The sequence below is a fragment of the Streptomyces sp. NPDC041129 genome (assembly GCF_055592265.1).
Genome location: NZ_JBVIYV010000007.1, coordinates 337,436 through 352,828, shown reverse-complemented (window position 1 = coordinate 352,828; position 15,393 = coordinate 337,436). Strand labels below are relative to the sequence as shown.

The 15,393-nt window shown below is 73.1% G+C and carries 15 protein-coding genes; 9 read left to right on the top strand and 6 right to left on the bottom strand.

Annotation, left to right across the window (positions count from 1 at the left end; translation table 11 throughout):
* Nucleotides 1-12 precede the first annotated feature (12 nt).
* On the bottom strand, nucleotides 13-744 hold the full coding sequence (locus tag ACZ6B1_RS23930; protein ID WP_468781444.1) for a ZIP family metal transporter: 732 nt from the start codon (nucleotides 742-744) through the stop codon (nucleotides 13-15).
* A 126-nt stretch (nucleotides 745-870) separates the two neighbouring features.
* Between ACZ6B1_RS23930 and cobM the strand changes: the two genes are divergently transcribed.
* From cobM to cobC, 6 genes are read left to right on the top strand one after another with little or no spacing between them, the layout of a single operon-like run.
* Entirely contained in the window at nucleotides 871-1,689 is an 819-nt protein-coding gene (gene cobM / locus ACZ6B1_RS23925) for a precorrin-4 C(11)-methyltransferase (RefSeq protein WP_468781569.1), read from the top strand.
* Nucleotides 1,686-2,918, top strand: a complete 1,233-nt coding sequence (cbiE, locus tag ACZ6B1_RS23920) for a precorrin-6y C5,15-methyltransferase (decarboxylating) subunit CbiE (protein WP_468781442.1) — start codon at nucleotides 1,686-1,688, stop codon at nucleotides 2,916-2,918. Before cobM ends, cbiE begins: the two co-directional genes overlap by 4 nt.
* On the top strand, nucleotides 2,915-4,618 hold the full coding sequence (gene cobJ / locus ACZ6B1_RS23915) for a precorrin-3B C(17)-methyltransferase (protein ID WP_468781440.1): 1,704 nt from the start codon (nucleotides 2,915-2,917) through the stop codon (nucleotides 4,616-4,618). The genes cbiE and cobJ overlap by 4 nt, the downstream gene beginning before the upstream one ends.
* Complete coding sequence (locus ACZ6B1_RS23910) at nucleotides 4,615-5,202, top strand: precorrin-8X methylmutase (RefSeq protein WP_468781438.1); 588 nt, start codon at nucleotides 4,615-4,617, stop codon at nucleotides 5,200-5,202. Before cobJ ends, ACZ6B1_RS23910 begins: the two co-directional genes overlap by 4 nt.
* Nucleotides 5,199-6,125, top strand: a complete 927-nt coding sequence (locus ACZ6B1_RS23905; protein ID WP_468781436.1) for a sirohydrochlorin chelatase — start codon at nucleotides 5,199-5,201, stop codon at nucleotides 6,123-6,125. The genes ACZ6B1_RS23910 and ACZ6B1_RS23905 overlap by 4 nt, the downstream gene beginning before the upstream one ends.
* The gene (gene cobC, locus ACZ6B1_RS23900; protein ID WP_468781434.1) at nucleotides 6,115-7,191 is read left to right on the top strand and encodes an Rv2231c family pyridoxal phosphate-dependent protein CobC; all 1,077 of its coding nucleotides are present in this window, start codon (nucleotides 6,115-6,117) and stop codon (nucleotides 7,189-7,191) included. Before ACZ6B1_RS23905 ends, cobC begins: the two co-directional genes overlap by 11 nt.
* Nucleotides 7,192-7,301: 110 nt before the next feature.
* Here the strand turns inward: cobC and ACZ6B1_RS23895 are convergent, their stop codons facing one another.
* The 5 genes from ACZ6B1_RS23895 to ACZ6B1_RS23875 all read right to left on the bottom strand — a co-directional run bounded on the left by ACZ6B1_RS23895 (nucleotide 7,302) and on the right by ACZ6B1_RS23875 (nucleotide 11,979).
* The gene (locus tag ACZ6B1_RS23895; RefSeq protein ID WP_468781432.1) at nucleotides 7,302-8,210 is read right to left on the bottom strand and encodes an SCO1860 family LAETG-anchored protein; all 909 of its coding nucleotides are present in this window, start codon (nucleotides 8,208-8,210) and stop codon (nucleotides 7,302-7,304) included.
* A 195-nt stretch (nucleotides 8,211-8,405) separates the two neighbouring features.
* Nucleotides 8,406-9,497 (bottom strand): amidohydrolase family protein, encoded by a 1,092-nt coding sequence (locus ACZ6B1_RS23890; protein WP_468781431.1) that lies wholly within the window; start codon nucleotides 9,495-9,497, stop codon nucleotides 8,406-8,408.
* An 18-nt stretch (nucleotides 9,498-9,515) separates the two neighbouring features.
* Entirely contained in the window at nucleotides 9,516-10,310 is a 795-nt protein-coding gene (locus ACZ6B1_RS23885) for an amino acid ABC transporter ATP-binding protein (RefSeq protein ID WP_468781429.1), read from the bottom strand.
* Complete coding sequence (locus ACZ6B1_RS23880) at nucleotides 10,307-11,140, bottom strand: amino acid ABC transporter permease (RefSeq protein ID WP_468781427.1); 834 nt, start codon at nucleotides 11,138-11,140, stop codon at nucleotides 10,307-10,309. The genes ACZ6B1_RS23885 and ACZ6B1_RS23880 overlap by 4 nt, the downstream gene beginning before the upstream one ends.
* A complete protein-coding gene (locus ACZ6B1_RS23875; protein ID WP_468781425.1) occupies nucleotides 11,137-11,979 on the bottom strand; it encodes a transporter substrate-binding domain-containing protein in 843 nt (280 codons plus the stop codon). The genes ACZ6B1_RS23880 and ACZ6B1_RS23875 overlap by 4 nt, the downstream gene beginning before the upstream one ends.
* Before the next feature lie 197 nt (nucleotides 11,980-12,176).
* On the opposite strand from ACZ6B1_RS23875, the gene ACZ6B1_RS23870 reads away from it, so the two are divergent.
* From ACZ6B1_RS23870 to ectB, 3 genes are all read left to right on the top strand, one after another.
* Entirely contained in the window at nucleotides 12,177-13,277 is a 1,101-nt protein-coding gene (locus ACZ6B1_RS23870; RefSeq protein ID WP_468781423.1) for a pyridoxal-phosphate-dependent aminotransferase family protein, read from the top strand.
* Nucleotides 13,278-13,588: 311 nt separating this feature from the next.
* Nucleotides 13,589-14,107 (top strand): diaminobutyrate acetyltransferase, encoded by a 519-nt coding sequence (ectA, locus tag ACZ6B1_RS23865; protein WP_468781422.1) that lies wholly within the window; start codon nucleotides 13,589-13,591, stop codon nucleotides 14,105-14,107.
* A gap of 13 nt (nucleotides 14,108-14,120) precedes the next feature.
* Entirely contained in the window at nucleotides 14,121-15,392 is a 1,272-nt protein-coding gene (gene ectB, locus ACZ6B1_RS23860) for a diaminobutyrate--2-oxoglutarate transaminase (RefSeq protein WP_468781420.1), read from the top strand.
* Nucleotide 15,393 lies beyond the last annotated feature (1 nt).

Below are 15,393 nucleotides of genomic sequence, written 5' to 3'. Positions count from 1 at the left end.
CGGCCCGTGCGGTCAGCCGCCGGAGACGCCGACCACCAGCCAGATGAACGCCGCGCCCGCGACCGTGCACAGCAGGGTGGAGCGGGCGGGGTGCTCGTGATGGGCCTCGGGGAGGATCTCGGCAGCGGCGAGATAGAGCAGTACGCCGCCGAAGAGGCCGAGATAGCCGCCGAGCACCGGCTCGGGGATGTGGAAGAAGACCGTCGACAGCGCGCCCACCAGGGGGGCGCAGGCGTCGGCCACCAGCATCCCCACCGCCCGGCGGCGGGCGTTGCCGTACAGGCTCGTGATGGTGAAGGTGTTGAAGCCGTCGGCGAAGTCGTGCGCGATCACGGCGAGCGCGACGGACGTGCCCATACCGCCGCCCACCTGGAACGCCGCGCCGATAGCCACGCCGTCCATGGCGCTGTGACCGACCATCGCGGCCGCCGCCGTCAGGCCCACCTCGGGGGCGCGGTGCTGGTGCTCGGCACCCCCGTGCGCCGCCTGGCGCGCGGCCAGGGTGCGCTCCACCAGATGGGCCAGCAGGAAGCCGGCCACGAACAGCAGCAGGGCAGCGGGTACGCCGAAGATCTCGCGGTCCGCCGCGTGCAGTGCCTCCGGCAGCAGGTCGAGGCCGACCACGCCCAGCATCAGGCCGCCGGCCAGACCCAGGACGAGATGGCGACGGTCGGTCACACGCTGTGCCGTCCAGCCGCCGGCCAGCGTCATCAGGAACGCGCCGAGCGCGACGAAGACCGCCATGGGCCCTTGCTATCCGATGAAGGTGCCTTCGCGCACATCCGGTGCCTTCCGCACACCCCCAGACCCTGACGTTTCATCCCAGAACAGACCTGCGTCTTTCCTACGAGAGGACCCCTTCCCATGGCCATGGCCGATGCCCCCACCGGCAAGGTGACGTTCGTCGGTGCCGGCCCCGGCGCCGCCGATCTGCTGACGTTCCGGGCCGCGCGCGCGATCGCGGCGGCCGACGTGGTGATCTGGGCGGCGAGCCTGGTGCAGGCCGAGGTCCTCGAGCACGCCCGGGGCGACGCGGAGATCCTGGACTCGGCGGCCATGTCCCTGGAGGACGTGGTCGGCGTCTACCGGCGGGCGCACGCCGAAGGGCTGAAGGTCGCCCGGGTCCACTCCGGCGACCCGGCGCTGTGGGGCGGCACCCAGGAGCAGCTCGACCGGTGCGCGGAGATCGGCATCGCGACGGAGGTCGTGCCGGGGGTGTCCTCGTTCTCCGCCGTGGCCGCCCTCGCCCAGCGGGAGCTGACCATCCCCGAGGTGGCCCAGTCGGTCGTGCTGACCCGGCTCGGCGGCGGCAAGACGCCGATGCCGCCCGGTGAGGAGGTGCGCGAGTTCGCCCGGCACGGCACCACGATGGCGGTGTTCCTGTCGGCGGCGCGCAGCGGCCAGCTCGTGCGGGAGCTGCTGGAGGGTGGCTACCCCACGGACACCCCCGTGGTCGTCGCGTACCAGGCGACCTGGCCGGAGGAACTGATCGTCCGGTGCACGATCGGCACGCTGGAGGAGACGGTCAAGGAGCACAGGCTCTGGAAGCACACCCTCTTCCTGGTCGGTGCTGCCCTGGACGCCCACGGGACCCGCTCGCACCTGTACCACCCCGGCCACTTCCACGGGTACCGCAAGGCCGACCCGGAGGCGCGGCGGGCGCTGCGCGAGCAGAGGGCGAAGAGTTGATCACGGTCGTCGGTACGGGGACGGGGGCGCCGGTCGCGGGCGAGGTGCTCGCCGGTGCCGCCCTCGTCGTGGGCGGGCGGCGGCACCTGGACGCCGTGCATCTGCCCGAGGGGGCCGGGCGGATCGTGCTCGGGCCGCTGGCGCCCGCCCTGGACGCGATCGGGGAGTACGCGGACCTGGGGCTGCCGGTGGTCGTACTGGCCTCCGGGGACCCGGGGTTCTTCGGGATCGTGCGGGCGCTGGCCGAGCGGTTCGGGGCGGGGCGGCTGGACGTGCGGCCGGGGGTGTCCTCGGTGGCCACCGCGTTCGCACGGCTGGGGCTGCCGTGGGACGACGCGGTCGTGGTCAGCGCGCACGGGCGTGATCTGCGGACGGCCGTCAACGCGTGCAGGGCGCATCCGAAGGTGGCCGTGCTGACCGGGCCCGGGGCCGGGCCGGCCGAGCTGGGAGCCGCGCTCGGCGGCGGCCGGCTGCTGGTCGTGGCGAGCGCGCTGGGCGATCCGGAGCACGAGCGCGTGGAGCGGGTGACGCCCGCCGAGGCCGCCGCCCGGGACTGGGGCACGGCGGTGAGCGTGGTGCTGTGCCTGGACGAGGCGCGGACGCTGGGCGCCGTGCGGACGGTCGCCGGGGCGGGGGCGCGGGCCGCCGGATGGGCCCTGGACGAGGGTGAGTTCGCGCACCGTGACTCGATGATCACCAAGTTCGAGGTGCGGGCGCTGGCACTCGCCCGGCTGGGGCCGCGCCTGGGCGACCTGGTGTGGGACGTCGGGGCCGGCTCGGGTTCGGTGGCCGTGGAGTGCGCGCGGCTCGGCGCGGCCGCCGTCGCCGTGGAGCGGACCGCGGACGGGGTCGAGCGGATCCGGGCCAACGCCGTCGCCCACGGAGTCGACGTGGACGTGGTGCACGGTGCCGCGCCGGACGCGCTGGACGGACTGGACGACCCCGACGCCGTGTTCGTCGGCGGCGGGGGGCGCGAGCTGCCGGCCATCGTCGGCGCGTGCGCGCGGCGGGCCCGGCGGACCGTCGTCGTCGCCATGGCCGCCCTGGACCGGGTGCCGGCCGCGCGCGCCGCGCTGACGGGCGCGGGGCTCCGCTGCGACGGCGTGCTGTTGCAGTCGTCCCGGCTGGCGCCGCTGCCCGGGGACGTGACCCGGCTGGCGGCGGCCAATCCCGTTTTCCTGCTGTGGGGCGTCCGCCCCCCGGCATCCAGTGAAGGAGAAGCGAAGTGATCGGCCTCATTTCCGCCACCGCGGCGGGCACGGCGGCGCGGGACCTGCTGGCCGCGGCCTGGCCGGACCGTACGCGGGTGTACGACGGGGGCGCCGGGGAGGCCGTACGGGCCGCGTTCGCCGAGTGCGAGCAGCTGGTCTGCTTCCTGGCGACGGGCGCGGTGGTACGGCTGCTCGCGCCGCTGCTCGGCGGCAAGGCGACCGACCCGGGCGTGGTGTGCGTGGACGAGGGCGGCCGGTTCGCGGTGTCGCTGCTCGGCGGGCACGGCGGCGGCGCCAACGAACTCGCCCGCGAGGTCGGCGGGCTGCTGGGCGCCGAGCCGGTGGTGACGACCGCGACGGACGCGGTGGGGCTGCCGGGGCTGGACACCCTCGGGTTCCCGTTCGAGGGGGCGGTGGCCGCGGTGTCGCGGGCGCTGCTGGACGGCGAACCGGTCGCCCTGGAGGCCGAGGTGCCGTGGCCGCTGCCCGCGCTGCCCACCTCGCCTCGGGGCGCGTACACCGTCCGGCTCACCGACCGGGCCGTCGCGCCCGGCGAGCGGGAGGTGCTGCTCAGGCCGCCGTCCCTGGTGGTCGGCGTGGGCGCCTCCCGGGGCGCGCCGGCGGACGAGGTGCTCGGGCTGGTCGAGGAGGCGCTGCGGGAGGCGGGCCTCTCGCCGCGGTCGGTCGCCGAACTCGCCACCGTGGACGCCAAGTCGGAGGAGTCGGGCATCGTGGCCGCCGCCGCGGCGCTGGGGGTGCCCCTGGTGACGTACCCGGCGCAGGAACTGGCGGACGTGGCGGTGCCCAATCCGTCCGGCGCGCCGCTGGCGGCCGTCGGCACACCGTCGGTCGCGGAGGCGGCGGCGCTGGCGCGCGGCGGTGAACTCCTCGTGCCCAAGCGGAAGTCGGCGCGTGCCGACGGCCGGCCGGCGATGGCGACCTGTGCCGTCGTACGGCGTCCGGGACGCGGGAGGCTCGCCGTGGTCGGGCTCGGGCCGGGCGCCCGGGACCTGCTCACCCCGCGCGCGACGGCCGAGCTGCGGCGGGCCTCGGTGCTGGTCGGCCTCGACCAGTACGTCGACCAGATCCGCGATCTGCTGCGGCCCGGCACCCGGGTGCTGGAGTCGGGGCTCGGCGCGGAGGAGGAACGGGCCCGTACGGCCGTGGCGGAGGCCCGGCGCGGGCACGCGGTGGCGCTGATCGGCAGCGGGGACGCGGGCGTGTACGCCATGGCCTCCCCCGCGCTCGCCGAGGCGTCCGACGACATCGACGTGGTCGGCGTGCCGGGTGTGACGGCCGCGCTGGCCGCGGGGGCGATCCTGGGCGCGCCGCTGGGCCACGACCACGTCTCGATCAGCCTGTCCGACCTGCACACGCCGTGGGAGGTCATCGAGCGGCGGGTGCGGGCGGCGGCCGAGGCGGACATCGTGGTCACCTTCTACAACCCGAGGTCCCGGGGCCGCGACTGGCAGTTGCCGAAGGCGCTCGCCATCCTCGCCGGGCACCGGGATCCGGCGACTCCGGTCGGTGTGGTGCGCAACGCCTCCCGGCCGGACGAGTCGAGCCGGCTGACCGCCCTCGGCGAACTGGACCCGGCGACGGTCGACATGATGACGGTCGTCACCGTGGGCAACACCGCGACCCGGAACATCGCCGGCCGTATGGTGACCCCGCGCGGCTACCGCTGGCAGGACGGCACGCGGGAGGGCGCCCGGTGAACCGTGTCGTCCACCCCATCGAGGAGGAGTCCTACCGGCGGCTGCGCGCCCGCCTGGACACCTCGCACTTCCCGCCGCTGACCAGGGCGGTGGTGGAGCGGGTCATCCACTCCGCCGCCGACCTGGAGTACGCGAGCGATCTCGTCATGGACGAGGGCGACCTGGTGACGGCGCACGCCGCGCTGCACGCCGGGGCGCCGGTCGTCGTGGACGTCGAGATGGTCGGGGCCGGCATCACGCGCCGGGAGACCGTCTGCCGGCTGAAGGACGCCTCGGCCGGCCCCGGACTGACCCGTTCGGCGCACGGGATCCGGCTCGCCTACGAACAGGTCGGGCCCGGCGCCCTCTGGGTGATCGGCAACGCGCCGACGGCCCTGGAGGAGCTGCTGACCCTGGACGCCTCCCCGGCGCTCGTCATCGGCCTGCCCGTCGGCTTCGTCGGCGCGACCGAGTCCAAGGAGGCGTTGCGTGAAAGCGGCCTGCCCGCCGTGAGCAACGTGTCCGAGAAGGGCGGGTCGGCGGTCGCCGCCGCCGCGCTCAACGCCCTGCTGTACCAACCGATTTCCCCGAAGGAGACCCCGTGACCACCCCGCCGCCCGCCCTGCTCATCGCCGGCCACGGCACCCGGGACGAGGCCGGAGCCGAGGCGTTCCGCGACTTCGTACGGGAGCTGGGCCGCCGCCACCCCGAACTGCCCGTCGCCGGCGGCTTCATCGAGCTGTCCCCGCCGCCGCTGGGCGAGGCGGTCGCCGAGCTGGTGGAGCGGGGCGCACGCCGGTTCGCGGCGGTACCGCTGATGCTGGTGTCCGCCGGGCACGCCAAGGGCGACATCCCGGCGGCGCTGTCCCGGGAGAAGGAACGGCACCCGGGCATCTCGTACACCTACGGGCGTCCGCTCGGCCCGCACCCGGCGCTGCTGAACGTGCTGGAGCGGCGGCTGGACGAGGCGCTGGCCGGTACGTCCGCCGAGCGGTCCGACGTGACCGTGCTGCTGGTGGGGCGCGGCTCGACCGACCCGGACGCCAACGCCGAGGTGCACAAGGCGGCCCGGCTGCTGTGGGAGGGACGCGGCTACGCGGGCGTCGAGACGGCGTTCGTGTCGCTGGCGGCGCCGGACGTGCCGAGCGGGCTCGACCGGTGCGCGAAGCTGGGGGCGCGGCGCATCGTCGTGCTGCCCTACTTCCTGTTCACCGGCATCCTGCCGGACCGGGTGCGCCGGCAGACCGAGGAGTGGGCGGCCGGCCGTCCGGAGCTGGAGGTGCGCTCCGCGGACGTCATCGGGCCGGAGCCGGAGCTGCTGGACCTGGTGATGGAGCGGTACGCGGAGGCCGTCAAGGGCGATCTGCGGATGAACTGCGACTCCTGTGTGTACCGGATCGCGCTGCCGGGCTTCGAGGACAAGGTGGGGCTGCCGCAGCAGCCTCACTTCCACCCGGACGACGACGGTCATCACCACGGGCACGGGCACCACCATCACGGGGGGCACTCGCACAGCCATGCGCACTGAGGAGACCGGAGGCGTCCCGGACGCCAGGCACGATCTGCGCCATCACGGCGACGCGGAGACGCGGGACGACGGCGCCGGGCTGGTCGATCTCGCCGTCAACGTCCGTGCGGACACGCCGCCGCCGTGGCTGCGGGAGGAGATCGCCGCCTCGCTGCCGTCCCTCGCGGCCTACCCGGACGGGCGGGCCGCGCGGGCGGCGGTCGCGGCACGGCACGGGCTGCCGGTGGAGCGGGTGCTGCTGACGGCGGGAGCCGCGGAGGCGTTCGTGCTGCTGGCGCGGGCGCTGAAGGTGCGCCGGCCGGTCGTGGTGCATCCGCAGTTCACCGAGCCGGAGGCGGCGCTGCGGGACGCGGGGCACACCGTGGACCGGGTGCTGCTGCGGGAGGCGGACGGGTTCCGGCTGGATCCGGCGGCGGTGCCCGAGGACGCGGACCTGGTGGTGATCGGGAACCCGACGAATCCGACGTCGGTCCTGCATCCGGCCGACTCGGTCGCCGGCCTCGCCCGGCCCGGCCGGGTGCTGGTGGTGGACGAGGCTTTCATGGACGCGGTGCCGGGTGAGCGGGAGGCGCTGGCCGGGCGGACGGACGTGCCCGGTCTCGTCGTACTGCGCAGCCTGACCAAGACCTGGGGGCTGGCCGGGCTGCGCATCGGGTACGTGCTGGCCGCGCCGGAGACGATCGCCGAGCTGGAGCGGGCTCAGCCGCTGTGGCCGGTGTCGACGCCGGCGCTCGCCGCGGCCGAGGCGTGTGTGGCGCCCCGGGCGCTGGCGGAGGCGGCGCACGCGGCGCACCGGATCGCGGCGGACCGCGGCCATCTGACGTCGGGGCTCGCCGCGTTCGCGTCCCGCGGAGTGCGGGTGGTGTCGCCCGCGGAGGGGCCGTTCGTCCTGGTGCGTGTGCCGGGCGCGGGTTCCGTGCGGGGGCGGTTGCGTGAGCTGGGGTACGCGGTGCGGCGCGGGGACACGTTTCCCGGGCTGGACGGGGACGCGTGGGTGCGGGTGGCGGTGCGGGACCGGGGGACGGTGAGCGGGTTCCTGGCCGCGCTGTCGGACGCGCTGCCGTAGCCGGGGCGCCGCCCCGGACCCTGCCGGGGGCGCCGGCCCCGGACCCCGTTCCCCACCCGTCCGGCCGACTCGGTGGGCCGAGAGGGCGCCGTACCCACCCCCCGCCGTCGTCAGCTCCTGCGGCGGCGGGCCACTGTCACCGCGCCTCCGCCGACCAGCAGCAGTGCCAGGGCGCCGCCCGCGATGTACGGGGTCGAGGAGCTGCCGCCCGTCTCCGCGAGGTCGGCCTGTGCACCCGGGGCGCCCTGGGGCTTGACCTCGGGGGCGGTGCCGGTGTGGCTCGGGGGCGTGTGGCGGGCGGGTACCGGGGTCTCGCAGGTGGCCTTGGCGAGGGTGACCGTGCCGTTCACCTCGGCCACGTTCAGCTTCAGCGGGTTGACGGAGACCTTGAGTTCGAGTGCCGTGGCGGCCGCTGTACGGGACGTGGTGCGGCGCTGGGAGAGGTCGAGACGGACCTCGCCGACGCCGGGCACCTTCACCTCGGCCGGGCCGCCGGCGGTCAGCGTGACCCGCTTGCCGAGGACCGTGACGGCGCCGAGGACGTTCGCGGAGGCGACCGGTGCCTTCCCGGCGGCGCAGGTCGCCTTGGCGGTGACCGTGCCGACCTCCACCACGGAGAGCAGCGGCAGGCCCGGCACGTGCAGCCTGGCGTGGGCGAGGCGGACCGACCCCTCGGCGAGCCGGCCGTTCGCCGTGGCCCTGGCCGAGGCGGCCTCCGCGCCGAGGACCGTGAACGGCCGGCCGCCGTTCACGCCGTCGAGCCGAGCCGTCAGCGTCGTCCTGTCCGCGCTGCGCGGCGCCTGGACCTCGTTGAGGCTGACCGCGAGCGGGACGTTCACGGTCTTGTTGAGCAGGGACACGTCTAGCCCGGTGCGGAGCACGACGGCGGAGGCGCGACCGTGGCCGGTGGTGGCGTGCGCGGCGTTCGCGCCCAGCAGCGCGGGGGCCGCGGCGAGCGCGGTGACCGTCGCGACCGTGGCGAGCCTGCGTGCGGGCATGCGGAAGTTGTTGCTGTTCAAGGCGTGGGACCCCCAGAGGAAACTTGCTTGGGACCCGTCAACCTTGTACGCACTGTGGGTGAACGGTCAGCGATCCTGCGTTACTTCACTCCTTCGTGGAGTTTCAGCACACCTCTTCGAATCACCAGGCACGCGCGTTCCCCTGCCCCGCTCGAGCCCCACCGCCCGCTCGCCGGCCCTGCCCCCCTGCTGCGCCTACTCCACGACGCGCCCGTTCAGCACCACCCGGCGCGGGGCCGCCAGTACCCGGACGTCCGCCCGCGGGTCGGACTCGTACACCACGAGGTCGGCCGGCGCGCCCTCCTCCAGGCCGGGGCGGCCCAGCCAGGCACGGGCGCTCCAGCTCGCCGCCGCCACCGCCCGGACGGGCGGGATGCCCGCGGTGACCAGCTCCGCGACCTCGGCCGCGACCAGGCCGTGGGCCAGTGAGCCGCCGGCGTCCGTGCCGACGTAGACCGGAATGCCGGCGTCGTAGGCGCCGCGCACGGTGTCGTAGCGGCGCTCGTGGAGCCGGCGCATATGGGCCGACCAGCGCGGATACCTGCGTTCGCCGCCCGCCGCGAGCCGCGGGAAGGTGGCGATGTTGACGAGGGTCGGGACGATCGCCACGCCCCGCTCGGCGAAGAGGGGGATCAGGTCGTCCGTCAGGCCCGTGGCGTGCTCGACGCAGTCGATGCCGGCCTCGACCAGGTCGCGCAGCGAGCTCTCGGCGAAGCAGTGCGCGGTGACGCGGGCGCCCAGCCGGTGGGCCTCGGCGATGGCGGCCTCGGCCGCCTCCCGCGGCCAGCAGGCGGACAGGTCGCCGAGATCGCGGTCGATCCAGTCGCCGACCAGCTTCACCCAGCCGTCCCCGCGCTCCGCCTCCCGCGCGACGTGGGCGACCAGGTCCTCCGGCTCGACCTCCCACGCGTAGTTGCGGATGTAGCGGCGGGTGCGGGCGATGTGCCGGCCCGCCCGGATGATCTTCGGCAGGTCCTCGCGGTCGTCGATCCAGCGGGTGTCGGAGGGCGAGCCGGCGTCCCGGATGAGCAGGGTGCCCCGCTCCCGGTCGGTCAGCGCCTGCTTCTCGGCGGTGTCCGCGTCCACCGGGCCGTCGGCGCCGAGGCCGACGTGGCAGTGCGCGTCGACGAGGCCGGGCAGCGCCCAGCCCTCGACGGTGGTGATGTCGCGCGCCCCGGCGGGGCGGTCGTAGGAGACGCGGCCCCCGACCACCCACAGCTCGTCGCGGACGTCCTCGGGCCCGGCCAGGACCCGCCCCCTCACATGCAGCACCGCGTCATCGCTCATACCCGGCACCCTAGTCAGCTACCTCTGGGGCTTGCCCACCTGGTCCGAGCTCTCCTCCTCGACCTCGGCCATCGCCGGGTCCAGGAGGCGGGAGAGGAAGTGGCGGGTGCGCTCGTGCCGCGGGGCGCCGATCACCTGGCCGGGGCTGCCCTCCTCGACGATCACGCCGCCGTCCATGAAGACGACCCGGTCGGCGACCTCGCGCGCGAAGGTCATCTCGTGGGTGACGACCATCATGGTCATGCCCTCCTCGGCGAGCCGGCGCATCACCGCGAGGACGTCCCCGACCAGCTCGGGGTCGAGCGCGGAGGTCGGCTCGTCGAAGAGCATCACCTCGGGGCCCATGGCGAGCGCGCGGGCGATGGCCACTCGCTGCTGCTGGCCGCCGGAGAGGGAGGACGGGTAGGCCCGCGCCTTCTCGGCCAGGCCGACGCGGTCCAGGTTCTCGGCGGCGATCCGCGCGGCCGTCGCCTTGTCCCGGCCGAGGACCCGGCGCTGCGGCAGCGTGAGGTTCTCGGTGACGTCCAGGTGCGGGAAGAGGTTGAACTGCTGGAAGACCATGCCGATGCGGCGGCGGACGGCGTCGATGTCGACGTCGGGGTCGGTCAGCTCGGTGCCGCCGACGAGGACCTGGCCCTTGGTGGGCTCCTCGAGCAGGTTCACGCAGCGCAGCAGCGTGGACTTGCCGGAACCGGAGGGGCCGATGACGCAGACGACCTCGCCCTGGCCGATCTCCAGGTCGATGCCGCGCAGCACGTGGTTGTCGCCGAAGGACTTGTGCAGGTCCTGGACCTTGATCTCCGCGTCGCTCATCGGATCGCCTCCTGGGACCTGGACTCCATGCGGCGGACGACGTAGCCGAGCGGGATGGTCACCAGCAGGTAGCACAGGCCCGCGACCAGGATCGGCGTGGAGTTGGCGGTGGTACTGGCCAGATCGCGGCCGTACTTGGACAGTTCGCGCTCCTCCAGGGTGACGCCGAGGAACAGCACCAGCGAGGAGTCCTTGAAGAGCAGGACGAGTTCGTTGGTCAGCGGCGGCAGGATGATCCTGAATGCCTGCGGGACGATGATCGAGACCATGGCCCGGGTGGGCGAGAAGCCGAGCGAACGGGCCGCCTCCATCTGCCCCTTGGGCACGGCCTGGATGCCGGCCCGGATCGTCTCCGCCATGTACGCGGCCGAGACCAGGCCGAGCGCGATGGCGACCTTGCCGTAGGTGCCGCCCGGGATCTCCGTGCCCGGGAAGGCCAGCGGCACGGCCACGCCCACGAAGATGAAGATCAGCAGGGCCGGCAGGCCGCGGAAGATCTCGATGTAGACGCCGGCCACCCAGCGGTACGGGCCGACCGAGGACAGCCGCATCAACGCGATGACCATGCCGAGGACGAGTCCGACGACGAAGCCGGACAGCGTGTAGAGCACGGTGTTCTTCAGCGCCAGCGTGATGACCTCGGGGAACATCTGCTTGGCGATGCTGCCCTGGGCGAACTGGTTCTTCAGCCGGCCCCAGTCCGCCGCGACCGCGAACGCGATCACGGCGGCGGCGAACACAACGTACTGCACGGCCCGGGACAGGCTGCGGCGCTGCCGCCGGGTCAGGCCCTTCTTCTTCGGCTGGAGTGCTGTGCCGGTGTCGGTCATGAGGCCGAGGGGGAGGCGGCGGACTCGTCGTACGGGCCGATCCACTTCTCGTACAGCTTCTTGTACGTGCCGTCGGCCTTCGCGTCGGCGATCGCCTTGTTGAGGGCCTCGCGCAGCTTGGTGTTGCCCTTCTTGACCGTGAAGCCGTACTGCTCACCGGTCTTGAGGTTGCCCACGACCTTGAACCTGTCGGCGTTGGCCTTGTCCTTCAGCCAGCCCTGGACGACCGGGTAGTCGATGACGACGGCCTGGACCTGGCCGGTGCGCAGGCCGTTGAGGACCGCGTCGGAGGACTCGAAGGAGATCGGGTCGTAGCCCTTGCCCTTGACGTAGTCCTCGCCGGTCGTCTGCGCCTGGGCGCCGAGCTTCTTGCCCTTGGCCTTGACGTCCTCGAGGGAGTTGATCCCGCTGTTCTTGTCGACGAGGACCGCCTGGGTGGCCTCGAAGTACGGGTCGGAGAAGTCGACGTTCTTCTTGCGCTCGGCGGTGATGGTCATGCCGGCCGCGGCCAGGTCGCACTGACCGGAGTTGAGGAACGCACCGGTCTTGAAGTTCTCGAACGGCGTGTCCAGGATCTGCTGCTTGACGCCGAGGTTCTTGGCGACGAGGTCGACGAGGGAGACGTCGAAGCCCTGCACCTCGCCGTTCACCTCCGACTGGAACGGCGGGTACGGCAGGTGGGTGCAGGTGGTGAGCTGCCCCGCCTTGACGAGGTGGACCCCCTTGACCGTGGCGCCGTTCCCCCCGTCGCCCGAGGAGCAGCCGGCCACGAGCACGAGCCCGGCCGTGGCGGTGGTGGCGGCCAGAAGGCGGGTCCGGCGCCGGAGGAGCGTATTCATGGGGGATCTCCAGTGGGGGGAATCGTGGGTTCCGATTATAAGAAGATGTTTGGGTCTCTCAAATCAAACCGATGGCCGAGGAGCTGTCCAGCCTGAGAACTCGCCGGTCGCCGGGGCGGTGGAGGGCGGGCGTTACCCTCGTTCCCGTCGGCCTCCGGCCGGCCTTCTGGACCCTTGTGAGCGAAGAGAGCAGCGCCGTGACCCACCCCCTCCTCGATCTGCCCCCGCTGAGCGCCGAACGGTTCGCCGCCATCGAGGACCGGGTGGCCCGGCTGCTGGACACCCGGCAGGACGTGCTGATCACCCAGGGCGAGGCACTGCTGCCGCTGGAGGGCGCGATCCGCGCGGCGGCCGGACCCGGCACGACGGCGCTGAACGTGATCACGGGCCCCTACGGGCAGACCTTCGGGAACTGGCTGCGGGACTGCGGGGCCACGGTGCACGACGTCGAGGTTCCCTTCCACACGGCGGTGACGGCCGAGCGGATCCGGGAGGCGTTCGCCCGGCATCCGGAGATCGACTTCGTGTCGCTGGTCCACGCGGAGGCGGCGACGGGCAACACCAACCCGGTCGCGGAGATCGGCGAGGTGGTTCGGGAGCACGGCGCGCTGTTCTATCTGGACGCGGTCGCCTCGGTCGGCGCGGAGCCGGTGCTGCCGGACGCGTGGGGTGTGGACCTGTGTGTGATCGGGGCCCAGAAGGCGATGGGCGGACCGGCGGGGGTGTCGGCGATCTCGGTGAGCGAGCGGGCGTGGGCGCGCATGGCGGCCAATCCGGACGCCCCGCGCCGCTCGTACCTCTCCCTGCTGGACTGGAAGGACCGCTGGATCGACGACGGCCGCAAGGCGCTGCCGCACGCTCCCGCGCAGCTGGAGATGCTGGCGCTGGAGGCGTGCCTGGAGCGGATCGAGTCGGCAGGCCTGGACGCGGTGATGGCGCGGCACGCCGCGGCCGCGCGGGCCACCCGGGCGGGGGCCGCGGCGCTCGGCGGCGGTCTGGAGCCGTATGTGTACGAGGCGAAGGACGCGGCGCCGGTGGCCACCACCCTGCGGGCGCCCTCCGGGACGGTGGCGTCCGAGCTGGTGGCGCACGCGCTGGGGAGCGACGCGGGGCTGCCGCTGGCCGCCGGCGGCGGCGCCCTGGCCAAGGAGATGATCCGGGTGAACCACTACGGGCCGGACGCGACGCCGGACGTCGTGCACGCCTGTCTGGCGGCCCTGGGCGCGGCGCTCGCCGAGCGGGGACCGACCGTCGACGTGGCGGCGGCCCGCCGGGCGGCCGACGAAGCCTGGCGGTGACCACAGAAGTCCGCGAAACGACGGCCCGCACGCACCGTGCGGGCCGTTTTCATTGCCCGAGCGAGAATTCAAATCACTTTCACAATTTCCGCGAATTTACCCGCCGATAGCTTCCCACATTCTTCTGCCCGCTTTTTGCGAAGCTAAACGGGCCGGTTTTCCGGCAAGTTTCACGCGTGTGACACACTCCACAAGCGAGCCCTTTTGTCCTAGTTTGATGCGGGTCAAACCAGACATTCCACCACCGTGAGCATGAGCCCCGTCAGTCCTGCCCGTGCATTCTGCAAATTGTCTCGCTAAATTCTTTCCGCATGACTGCCGCACCAGCAGACCTGCTGATAGACCGACCGGCGGTGACCGACGGAGCCTCGCTCTGGCGGCTCGCCAAAGAATCGAAAACCCTCGACCTGAACTCCTCGTACAGCTATCTGCTGTGGTGCCGGGACTTCGCGGCCACCTCGGCGGTGGCCCGCGACGCGGACGGCGAGCCCGTCGGTTTCGTCACCGGGTACGTGCGGCCCGACGACCCCCGCACCCTGCTCGTCTGGCAGGTGGCCGTGGACTCCGCCTACCGCGGTCACGGCATCGCCGCCGCGCTGCTCGACGGGCTGACCGCCCGGCTCGCCGAAGAGCGCGGGATCACCGGCATCGAGACCACCATCACCCCGGGGAACGCCGCATCCGAGCGGCTGTTCACCTCGTTCGCCGCCCGGCACGGCGCGGACCTGACCCGCGAGGTGCTGTTCCAGTCCGGCCTCTTCCCGGACGGCCCGCACGACCCCGAAGTCCTGTACCGCATCGGCCCTCTGGCCCCCACCACCGCGCACTGAGGAGCGATTCACCGTGACGATCACCCAGCCCGACCTGAGCGTCTTCGAAACCCTCGAGTCCGAGGTTCGCAGCTACTGCCGCGGCTGGCCCACCGTGTTCGACCGTGCGCAGGGCAGCCGGATGTACGACGAGGACGGCCACGCGTACCTCGACTTCTTCGCCGGGGCCGGCTCACTCAACTACGGGCACAACAACCCGGTGCTCAAACGGGCGCTCATCGACTACCTGTCCCGGGACGGCGTCACCCACGGCCTGGACATGTCGACCACGGCCAAGCGGAGCTTCCTGCAGACCTTCGAGAACCTGGTGCTGCGCCCCCGCGACCTGCCGTACAAGGTCATGTTCCCGGGCCCGACGGGCACCAACGCCGTCGAGTCGGCGCTGAAGCTCGCCCGTAAGGTGAAGGGACGGGAGGCGATCGTGTCGTTCACGAACGCCTTCCACGGCATGTCGCTGGGGTCCCTCGCGGTCACCGGCAACGCCTTCAAGCGGGCCGGCGCGGGCATCCCGCTGGTGCACGGCACCCCCATGCCGTTCGACAACTACTTCGACGGCCAGGTCCCCGACTTCCTGTGGTTCGAGCGGCTGCTCGAGGACCAGGGGTCCGGCCTGAACAAGCCGGCCGCCGTGATCGTGGAGACCGTGCAGGGCGAGGGCGGCATCAACGTCGCGCGGCCCGAGTGGCTGCGGGCGCTGGCCGAACTCTGCGAGCGCCAGGACATGCTGCTCATAGTCGACGACATCCAGATGGGCTGCGGCCGTACGGGCGCCTTCTTCTCCTTCGAGGAGGCGGGGGTCACGCCCGACATCGTCACCGTGTCGAAGTCGATCAGCGGCTACGGCCTGCCGATGTCGCTGTGCCTGTTCAAGCCCGAGCTGGACGTCTGGGAGCCGGGTGAGCACAACGGCACCTTCCGCGGCAACAACCCCGCGTTCGTCACCGCCACCGCGGCCCTCGAGACGTACTGGACCGACGGCTCCGCCATGGAGAAGCAGACCCGCACCCGGGGCGAGCAGGTCGAGCAGGCACTGATCTCCATCACCGAGGAGAACCTCGCCGACGTGAAGGAGTACCGCGGCCGGGGACTGGTCTGGGGCCTGGAGTTCCGCGACAAGGACCGTGCCTCGCGGGTCGCCCGGCGCGCCTTCGAACTGGGGCTGCTCATCGAGACGTCGGGTCCGGAGGGCGAGGTCGTCAAGCTGCTGCCCGCGCTCACGATCACCCCCGAGGAGCTGGACGAGGGTCTCAGCATCCTCTCCCGCTCGGTCCGCGAGACCGTCTGAC

Coding starts and splice junctions, on each gene's coding strand:
- ACZ6B1_RS23930 (WP_468781444.1), bottom strand. CDS start 744: ATGGCGGTCTTCGTCGCGCTCGGCGCGTTCCTGATGACGCTGGCCGGC.
- cobM (WP_468781569.1), top strand. CDS start 871: ATGGCCGATGCCCCCACCGGCAAGGTGACGTTCGTCGGTGCCGGCCCC.
- cobC (WP_468781434.1), top strand. CDS start 6,115: ATGCGCACTGAGGAGACCGGAGGCGTCCCGGACGCCAGGCACGATCTG.
- ACZ6B1_RS23890 (WP_468781431.1), bottom strand. CDS start 9,497: ATGAGCGATGACGCGGTGCTGCATGTGAGGGGGCGGGTCCTGGCCGGG.
- ACZ6B1_RS23885 (WP_468781429.1), bottom strand. CDS start 10,310: ATGAGCGACGCGGAGATCAAGGTCCAGGACCTGCACAAGTCCTTCGGC.
- ACZ6B1_RS23880 (WP_468781427.1), bottom strand. CDS start 11,140: ATGACCGACACCGGCACAGCACTCCAGCCGAAGAAGAAGGGCCTGACC.
- ACZ6B1_RS23875 (WP_468781425.1), bottom strand. CDS start 11,979: ATGAATACGCTCCTCCGGCGCCGGACCCGCCTTCTGGCCGCCACCACC.
- ectA (WP_468781422.1), top strand. CDS start 13,589: ATGACTGCCGCACCAGCAGACCTGCTGATAGACCGACCGGCGGTGACC.